This is a genomic window from Martelella mediterranea (assembly GCF_021021415.1).
GTDB lineage: Bacteria > Pseudomonadota > Alphaproteobacteria > Rhizobiales > Rhizobiaceae > Martelella > Martelella mediterranea_C.
This window is the reverse complement of sequence record NZ_JAINWJ010000083.1, coordinates 1-7,152: the sequence shown is the minus strand read 5'-3', so window position 1 is coordinate 7,152 and position 7,152 is coordinate 1. Positions and strand designations below refer to the sequence as shown.

Below are 7,152 nucleotides of genomic sequence, written 5' to 3'. Positions count from 1 at the left end.
AGCCAGACCCCATCCTGTCCATAATCATTCGACGACGGACAGGTCGTGATCACCACCCTATAGGTTTCAGCCTGTTCGCGTTGTGCTGCAGTTTCCTCGTAGCGTGAGAGGAAGGCCATATAGACCATTTGATTTCCGGCGATCTCCTGACCGTTCTTGTCGAGATAGATGATGTTGCCATGCGCAAGGGCGTTGCGGAGCACACGTAACACCTCACTGGCTTTACGGGTTTGGATCGTGTTGGATTCTTCCGATCGCGGATCGCAGCCGTCCTGATCCAACCAGCCATTCACCTCATTGACAGCGTTCACGATAAGGGACTGCCGCCATGCTCCGCCGTCCGGCTCGGATCGCCAGAATGGCGCCTCCAGAAAAACGGCCTTTTCCAGCGCCTTTAAGTTTTTCACTAAGTCTGCATCGCGCGCGTCGTTGTGCAGGAAGTGACTTGAGCGCAATCGCTCGAAGGGGATCGTTAGGATAGCAGAAGCGGCTAATAAACCAAATGACCCCAACAGGTTACGCTCTCTTGCTGGTGTCTCAAGTATGCCGATGAGCTCAAGTGCCCGTGTCGGATATTCGATAGAAAATCGATCTGGTACTCCCATGCCACTCCTCCCAATATGCGATCAAGAAAACTGACAGTATTATTTGCGTGGAAGACGATTTTAGCAATGATGAAGACGATGCTAGACGGATCGCTGGCAGGCAACCGTCAGCCTTCACTCCAATTCGGGCATCCTACCTGATTTATGTGAGTGGCAGCTTCGCGGAAATTCAACAACAGCCTGAACGGCAATAATGGGGGCGCCTTCCAGACCGTCAGAAATGGGGCCGTAAACTGTCAGGCAGGTTTCCGAATGGCCAGACGGCAAAGCGGACATCGTCCTACATTGCTTGCTGCTGCGCTTTCGGCCTATTGCGGCCAATCACACACCCGCATCCCAACGTCCGAAGCGCGACCTTCCGCTTGGTTTTCCGCGACGATGTTCGGGGCTATCAAGGAAACATCAATACTGGTCAGAAGCTGCAAATGCAGGTATCCTTAGCCAAAACACGAGGCGAGCATGGCACGCGGTGAACTGGTAAAAAAATTGCTTGCGAGCTATGGCCACGAGGAAGAGTTCCGCGCGGTTGTCGAGCAAATTATCTCCGAAGAGGAGAAGAAGAACAATCGCGTTTTGGCGCGCAGTCTTCGAAAAACGTTAGACAATATCGGTACGGCAGCGCGGTCTGCCGCCGGACTTTCGCGCCTGGTGCCATTCCCGGATGAGGCCAATGACTTCATCCAGCGAATGGAGCCGACGCACGGCCCTCAGGATATTTTGCTATCTCCGCAGAACACTGAGCTCTTTCTCGGACTGATCCGGGAGTTCCGGCAGGCAGACCGGATCAGGCGTCACGGGTTGCCAGTGCGATCTAAGCTTCTTTTCTGCGGGCCCCCGGGGACTGGCAAGACCCTGTGCGCCGAAGTCTTCGCCCACGAGTTGGGACTGCCTTTCTTTCATGTCCGGCTCGACAGCCTGATTTCCTCCTATCTAGGTGAGACCGCGACGAATATCCGCAAGACGTTTGAATTTGCCCGCCGGCAGCCCTGTGTTCTGTTTTTTGATGAGTTCGATGCGATTGCCCGCTCCCGTGAAGAGGCCGGCGAACACAGCGAACTTCGCCGCGTGGTCAACAGTCTGCTGATCTTCATCGAACAGATACAGCCGGGCGGCTTTCTGATTGCGGCCACCAATCTGGACGGACATCTCGATCCGGCTGTGTGGCGGCGGTTCGATGAAATCGTCTGGTTCGATGCGCCCGACGCGGCGATGGTGCGCAAGTACCTGGTTCATGCTTTCCGCAATGTGCGGGCGTCGTTCGATCCTACAGGTTATGCCGATCAGCTTCTGGGGTATTCCTATGCGGACCTCGAGCGGGTCTGCGTCCAGGCAATGAAGCTGTCGGTCCTCGGCGGCAATAAGGCAGTTTTGGACAAGGACTTCCGTGAAGCTATGCGGGATGCGAGGCGGCGACTGACCCGCAAACAGAAGTTGGAAGCGCAGGCCGGGGAGTAAGCCGTGGCGCGTCATCAGCATCTGCCGCTGCTGCGGCTGCCAGAGACGATGGAACGGCGGAAAACCGGCTTCCCCGGCCCGACACCATCCCGCGATGGTGGCTATGGCGGCCGCGTTCGCAGGCAGGTCGAAGAAGCCGTCCGGACCCAGCAGGAAAGCCGGCCGCTTCAATTCGTTGATCCTTCGCTGATCCTGCGGGTGCAGATGCAGGGAATGCTGCTCGAAGTGGAATGGGAAGCGCTCGGCCTAACGCTTCTGTCCAGCGACGAAGACCGCAATATCGTCCTGTTCTCATCCGAGGGCGATCTCTCCGCGTTTCTGCAGCGGCTCGAAGCCTATGATGGGCCTGTTCCGGAAGGTCAGCGGGGAAGACGATATGAAGGATTCGTCACGCGGATCGAGAATGTCGGCACACTGACGCCCCGCGATCGGCTCGGTGTCCGCTTCAGGGAATACGGTTTCAGCGAAGCTGATGACCTAGTAAGCGACGAGGTTTACACAGTCGATATTGAGCTCTGGGACTTCGGCGGACGGCCTGCACGGGAACGCAAGGCTCGGGAAATCGAGGACTTCATCATCGGCAGCGATGCGGAAGTCTTCGATGTCTACATAGGTCCGTCGATTACGATGTTGCGGGTACGGGCTCCCGGACGGGTGCTGCGGCCGCTTCTGGCCGTGCCCGAGGTAGCATTCATTGATCTACCGCCGGAGCCTGACCTCGAAGCGTCTGACTTTGTGCAGATGACCCTTGAGGACGCACCGGAGATTCTGCCGCCGGAGGCCGGCGCTCCGGTCATCGGCCTGCTGGACAGCGGTCTCAATGAGCATCCGTTCCTCGAGGGGGTCGTCATCGAACGAAGAGCTTTCCCGACAGAACTCGGAACCGCAGATGTCTGGGGCCATGGCACGCGGGTCGGGGGTGTTGCCCTGTTCGGCGACCTGAGAGACTGGCTGAGGGACGGAAGGTTGCAGCCGGCTGGGCAGCTGGTTTCCGCGAAAGTGGTGCAGGACAACGGTGCCTTTTATGAGCGCCGGACGCTCCCGCGTCAGATGCGCGAGGCTATCACTCAGCTGCACCGGGACCATAACTGCCGCATTTTCGTCATCTCGCTCGGAGATGTCCGTGCACGTAGCGAACCTGGACGGGTCGGTCCCTGGGCGGCAACGCTCGATGAACTGGCACGCGAACTCGACGTGCTGATATTCGTGTCCGCCGGTAACCGTGCCCCGCGTGGCGGATCGTCAGTCGAGCAGGCCATCACGGAATATCCGGCATATCTGCTCGAAGCGGCGAACCGGCTCTGCGAACCGGCCGGAGCCAGCAACGTCATCACGGTGGGGGCACTGGCCAATGGGACCGGTCTCGGAGCAAGGCATGATCGGGATGCCCATATCCGGCCGATCACTCAGGCACTCGAGCCTTCTCCTTTCTCCCGCTCGGGGCCCGGCGCGGGAGGTATCAGCAAACCCGATTTCGCTGACATTGGCGGAACGCTGGTTTTTGACGCTCCATCAGCCAGGCTGCAGTCGGCACCGCACATTCCGGAAGCCGGCATCATCACGCTGAACCATGAATTCACCAGGCAGCTCCTGACAAGCGGTATGGGAACCTCCTACGCCGCGCCGATGCTCGCCAACAAAGCTGCGGAACTCCTGCGGCTGTTCCCGACAGCTTCCGCAAACCTGATCCGGGCACTTCTTGCGGGGGCAGCAAGCGTCCCCGATGCATGCGCCCGTCGTCTGGCAGGTATGGATGCGGCCGACCAAGCACGTGTCTGCGGCCACGGGATGGTGGACACGCTGCGGGCCGCCTATTCCGACGATCACCGGGTGATCCTGTATGCGGAGGACCGTCTCAGCATCAACCATTTCGCGGTCTATCGCGTGCCCGTGCCGCCGGAGTTTCAGGGCAACGGCCGCAGAACCGTCCGCGTCTCTCTGGCGTTCGATCCTCCTGTCCGGCGAACCCGGGCAGAGTACATCGGCACGAAGATGAACTTCCGGCTTCTGCGCGGCTGTCCCTCCGCCGAAGTGTTCTCTCATTTCCGCTCAAGAACGGCGGAGGAAGGTGATCCGCCGGACATTCCGAATAGGTTCAAGTGCGGCCTCGAGCCCGGTCCGAACAGCCGGGACGGGCAGACGCTGCAAACCGCAGCAAAGACCTTTGTCCAAGACACGACAAGCTATGGCGATGAGTATTATCTCATAGTCCGTTGCGCCGGGGGCTGGGCCGAACCGCAGGAAGTCGCCCAAAATTTCGCGATCGTGGTTGAGCTCGAGCACCAGCCATCCATCCAGCTGTATGCAAGATTGAGACAGCGAGTGCGGGCATAAGAAGCCTGAAAAAGTCGGGAGCATCCCAGTGCAAGTTACGCTTGCGAGCTTTTGAAAGCAGACGTCCGCGCGATCAGCAGTGAAGACACGTGATGACTTTTAAATCGAGGAGGCTTCGAAGTAAACAAACTCCCAATAGCATCTTTTGCTGGAACCAAACTGTCAATGCGTGGCTTCTGAACGTATTAATGGCTGCCGCATGGTCACCAGCCTTGAGACAATGCGATTATCTGACGGCTGATCTATTGCGTCGGAACCGTGTAGTCTACGTCATCGCTTTGACGCTGCCACCGGCATGGGCTGCTTTGATGGTGGTCTCCCAAGCCTCTCCCCATACAAGAGATCATTATCCGCAGGGGCTGCATGCAGCAAAAGCAAATAAAAGAATCAAGAAATCCGGATACTTATGCTATGTTCCGTAAAGTCTAGTGCGGGAATAACCAATGTTTGAAGACCTGCTTAAATCACTTCAGCAGCTTGATGGCATGAAAGTCTCTGTGCCCGTCGTGGTTGAAGCTGACGCCGACGGCTTTGTCGACCGGCAATGCCCGGCCACCGAGTGCGAGTTTCTTTTCAAGGTACAGGAAGAAGACTGGCGGGACATCGTGACTGACGAGGCCGTGTGGTGTCCTTTCTGCGGTCATCAGGCCAAATCCGACGAGTGGTGGACGCACGAGCAGGTCGAAAAGGCAAAGGAAGCTGCGTTTGCCGAGTTGAAGCACACAATTAATAAGGCCATGTGCAGCGATGCGGATCGTTTTAATCGACGCCAGCCGCGCCGGTCATTTATTTCGATGTCCATGAAGGTTGACGCAAAGCCGAAGGAGATCGTTCTTCCGGCCGCTGCCACCGAACCGATGCAGCTCAAGATCAAATGCCCGGAATGCGCCTGCCGCTACGCGGTCATTGGTTCGGCCTATTTTTGCCCGGCCTGTGGTCACAACGCCGCTGACCTCGTCTTCAGTCAGTCAGTCGGTACGATCCGCGCGACACTCGACAACCTGTCGGCCATCGCCGCGGGGCTGACGTCGCGCGATGATGCGGGCAATATTGTCCGGCTGCTGATCGAAGATTCACTGCAAAGGATCGTGACGGCATTTCAGCGTTTCGCCGAAGCACTCTACGCCAAGCGGCCGGGTAATCCGGCTCCGCGCCGCAACGCGTTTCAGAACCTGGATGAGGGAAGCGCACTTTGGCAGGCCGCCTGCGGCAAGACCTATGATGCGCATCTTTCGGCAGCGGAACTCGATTTCCTGAAGCGCCTGTTCCAACAGCGCCACCTCCTCGCCCATCGCGAGGGACTTGTCGATGCCGACTACATCAGAAAGACGGGCGATCAGAGTTACCGTGAAGGCCAGCGCCTTGTTGTCAAGGAGGCCGCGGTCCGTGAATGCGTCGCGCTAATCGAGAAACTCGCGCATGGCTTGGCGACTGACGCGACATGATGCCAAATAGAGTGCGTTTCCCTGATGGTGCTGCCCCATAAAAAACAACACATTGTTCGGGCACGCGGCAAAGATATGCGCCAACCCATCGGGATCGGCATCGCGCAAATTGTGAATACCAATGGCAGTCTGTACGTCCAAAGCAGCTGCGTGGCGGCCACCTGCAATGTTCTGATGTCCGGACCTTTCCCAGAACGCGAACGTACCGAGCTTGCCGACATTCGAAAGATGCAGATCAACATAGCGGAGGACGTACGCTCCACTGGCGGGCAATGCTGATGCCGACGGAAATCTCACATTGAGGGCCTGCTCGGTCATATCAGGAGCGCGACTGAAGTTGATGAGAGGGAAGGCCGGCGTTACCAGGCGGCCTTTTACGCTGAGGGACAAGATCTGACCGAATGCCCGACCGCCCAAAGGCGGCCAGGCGAAAATCGGTCTGAAATTCCGATTAATAGCGCCCCACAGGGCAATTCCAGGGGAGAAGCTTATTGAAGAATTTTAACAATTCTCGCTCCTGCCTTTTTGACAAGGTATCCTGCTCAAGCAATTTGATGACATCCTCGTTGATGCTACCAAGCACCCAGCCAAAATAGAGCTCTGGAGATACGCGGTTTAACCGGCAGGTCTCGCAGATCGAGGTCATCGCCAGCCACACCTCCGCACCCTTGATAGAACCGGCAAACATGAAGTTGTTGCGCCCGATTGCTATTTTTCGGATAGAATTCTCCACCAAGTTGTTGTCAAAGTCGAACCGCCCATCCTCGAGAAATTTTGTCAGGCCTTCGCGAAGGTTCAATGTATAATTGATTTCTTTGCGAAGATTGGACCTCTCCGGGATTTGGTGGACTAAGCTTTCGCATTTTCGAAAAATCCTGTCGACGATAGGTTTGCTTTTTCTCGTTCTTGCCTCGAGTCGAGCAGTAGGTGATTGGCCTTTAAATTTATTCTCGATATTGTTAAGGTTATCGATCATCTCCTTGATCGCTTCTGCTGCTCTCGAACCGTCTTTTTCAATCACTCGTTCAAAACGTCGACGGACATGAGTCCAGCAATAGATCAGTCCAACGGGACCTTCGGGGCGGTCTTCTTCTGTTAAGCGGTTGTATCCCGCATAGCCATCGACATGCAGATGCCCGCTAAATCCCTCAAGGATTTCGACGGCATTATAGCCCGCGCGCGATTCCTTAAACACGTAGACAATTGCTGGCGGCTCGTTTCCGCACCATCGCGTATGATCTCGTTTTACAGCCCAGCCGTAGCATCGTTTGACTTGCCCGCGACCGCGCTGGATCACAGGAATAGTCGTTTCA

At 56.8% G+C, this 7,152-nt stretch carries 6 protein-coding genes; 3 read left to right on the top strand and 3 right to left on the bottom strand.

All coding sequences use genetic code 11. The features are described 5' to 3' along the window. On the bottom strand, window positions 1-605 hold a 605-nt coding region (locus tag K7H91_RS25140), incomplete at its 3' end, for a hypothetical protein (RefSeq protein WP_230722908.1). Window positions 606-1,064: 459 nt separating this feature from the next. Here K7H91_RS25140 and K7H91_RS25135 point away from each other — a divergent pair. From K7H91_RS25135 to K7H91_RS25125, 3 genes are all read left to right on the top strand, one after another. Further along, window positions 1,065-2,060 carry an AAA family ATPase gene (locus K7H91_RS25135; RefSeq protein WP_230722907.1) on the top strand — a complete coding sequence of 332 codons (996 nt, stop codon included), beginning with the start codon at window positions 1,065-1,067 and terminating at the stop codon, window positions 2,058-2,060. A gap of 3 nt (window positions 2,061-2,063) precedes the next feature. After that, window positions 2,064-4,394: a S8 family peptidase gene (locus tag K7H91_RS25130; RefSeq protein ID WP_230722906.1), complete on the top strand. Its 2,331-nt coding sequence runs from the start codon at window positions 2,064-2,066 to the stop codon at window positions 4,392-4,394. A 443-nt stretch (window positions 4,395-4,837) separates the two neighbouring features. Next, window positions 4,838-5,839, top strand: a complete 1,002-nt coding sequence (locus K7H91_RS25125; RefSeq protein ID WP_230722905.1) for a hypothetical protein — start codon at window positions 4,838-4,840, stop codon at window positions 5,837-5,839. Here the strand turns inward: K7H91_RS25125 and K7H91_RS25120 are convergent. Both K7H91_RS25120 and tnpC read right to left on the bottom strand, forming a co-directional pair. Further along, window positions 5,795-6,229: a hypothetical protein gene (locus tag K7H91_RS25120; RefSeq protein WP_230722904.1), complete on the bottom strand. Its 435-nt coding sequence runs from the start codon at window positions 6,227-6,229 to the stop codon at window positions 5,795-5,797. The two genes, K7H91_RS25125 and K7H91_RS25120, sit on opposite strands and share 45 nt — an antisense overlap. Window positions 6,230-6,290: 61 nt before the next feature. Beyond that, a partial coding sequence (tnpC, locus tag K7H91_RS25115) for an IS66 family transposase (protein ID WP_230722903.1) occupies window positions 6,291-7,152 on the bottom strand: 862 nt, incomplete at its 5' end.

Bases quoted from the DNA above. Each gene is read 5' to 3' on its own strand.
- K7H91_RS25125 (WP_230722905.1), top strand. From the start codon at position 4,838: ATGTTTGAAGACCTGCTTAAATCACTTCAGCAGCTTGATGGCATGAAA.
- K7H91_RS25135 (WP_230722907.1), top strand. From the start codon at position 1,065: ATGGCACGCGGTGAACTGGTAAAAAAATTGCTTGCGAGCTATGGCCAC.